Below are 1,769 nucleotides of genomic sequence, written 5' to 3' on the forward strand. Positions count from 1 at the left end.
GGCGCGCCGGTTAAACCAAGGCAAGTTTCACTGGCCAGGCATTCGCCATGGTTGCGAGATAGCGTTGGATGCCGAGCAACTTCAGGCCTTGGTGCTTGGACTGCCCTGGCAGCGCGTCGGGGCTAACGGTGCGATCACCCTGCTTTAAAAGGCTGTCATTTGCTTCTTGGCTTACTGCTATAAGCGGCCTGCCTTGGTAAAATCCACGGCATGATTTCCTCGCCCAACCTCGACCAAATGCCCCCTGACCAACTGCGTGCATTGGCTGCGCAGCTGTTGTTGCAGGTCGACACGATGGGCAAGAAGATCCACCGCGATCAAACAGTCATTGAGCAGCTCAGTCACGAAATCGCACTACTTAAACGGCACAAGTTCGCCAAGCGCAGCGAGCAACTGAGCCCTGACCAGGGCAGTCTTCTCGACGACCTGCTCGACACCGACATCGCGGCCATCGAGACTGAGCTCAAAGCGCTAAATCCAGCCGTTGCTTCGACCGAACCACGTCAACAGCCCAAGCGTACAGCGTTACCGGCGCAGTTCCCGCGCACCGTGATTCGTCACGAACCGGAAAACACCCAGTGCGCGTGTGGCTGCCAGCTTCAGCGCATCGGCGAAGACGTCAGCGAGAAGCTCGATTACACGCCAGGCGTATTCACCGTCGAGCAACATGTCCGTGGAAAATGGGTCTGCCGCGAGTGTGAAACGCTGATCCAGGCACCGGTGCCGGCGCAAGTGATCGACAAAGGCATCCCGACTGCGGGCCTGCTGGCTCACGTGATGGTGGCCAAGTTTGCTGACCATTTGCCGCTGTATCGGCAAGAGAAAATCTTCGGCCGCGCCGGCCTGGCAATCGCTCGCTCAACGCTGGCGCAGTGGGTCGGCCAAACCGGCGTGCAGCTCCAGCCCTTGGTCGATGCGCTGCGCGAAACGATACTGGCCCAAGCCGTGATTCACGCCGACGAAACGCCGGTGCAGATGCTCGCGCCGGGCGAGAAGAAAACCCACCGCTCCTACGTCTGGGCCTACTGCACTACGCCGTTCGTGGCCCTCAAAGCCGTGGTTTACGACTTCAGCCCGAGCCGTGCAGGTGAGCATGCGCGCAACTTCCTTGGCCCGTGGAATGGCAAGTTGGTTTGCGACGACTTCGCCGGCTACAAGGCAAGTTTCCAGCAAGGCATCACCGAAATTGGCTGCATGGCCCATGCCCGCCGCAAGTTCTTCGATCTACATGCAACTAACAAAAGCCAACTGGCCGAACAGGCGCTGCACTCGATTGGCGGGTTGTACGAAATCGAACGGCAAGCGCGGGACATGAGCGACGAAGATCGCTGGCGAATACGCCAGAAAAAGGCGGCACCCCTTCTCGACGCACTGCACACCTGGATGCTCGCCCAGCGCGATCTTGTACCCGAAGGATCGGCTATCGCCAAAGCACTGGATTACAGCCTCAAACGCTGGGCTGCACTTGCTCGCTATGTCGATGATGGTGCTGTGCCCATAGATAACAACCCGGCCGAAAATCAGATCCGGCCGTGGGCTCTTGGGCGCTCGAACTGGTTATTCGCCGGCTCGCTGCGCAGTGGCAAACGGGCGGCGGCGATCATGAGTTTGATCCAGTCAGCGCGCATGAATGGGCATGATCCATATGCCTATCTCAAAGATGTGCTGACGCGCCTGCCGACGCATCGGGCAAGTGAGATTGATCAACTGCTGCCACATCGGTGGGCGCCAGCCTAACTTACGCAAGGTGAGTTGGGCGGACGCTTACC

At 59.2% G+C, this 1,769-nt stretch carries 2 protein-coding genes; both read left to right on the top strand.

What is annotated here, in order from left to right:
* Window positions 1-148 (top strand): IS66 family insertion sequence element accessory protein TnpB (gene tnpB, locus P8H27_RS20805; protein ID WP_374761378.1); only part of this gene is annotated, 148 nt, incomplete at its 5' end.
* Window positions 149-210: 62 nt separating this feature from the next.
* Window positions 211-1,737: an IS66 family transposase gene (locus P8H27_RS20485; RefSeq protein WP_289639591.1), complete on the top strand. Its 1,527-nt coding sequence runs from the start codon at window positions 211-213 to the stop codon at window positions 1,735-1,737.
* The last annotated feature ends 32 nt before the right edge of the window (window positions 1,738-1,769 follow it).

This window comes from Pseudomonas sp. sp1636, assembly GCF_030376615.1.
Taxonomy (GTDB): domain Bacteria; phylum Pseudomonadota; class Gammaproteobacteria; order Pseudomonadales; family Pseudomonadaceae; genus Aquipseudomonas.

Excerpts from the sequence above, each read along its gene's own strand:
- P8H27_RS20485 (WP_289639591.1), top strand. The coding sequence starts at position 211 with ATGATTTCCTCGCCCAACCTCGACCAAATGCCCCCTGACCAACTGCGT.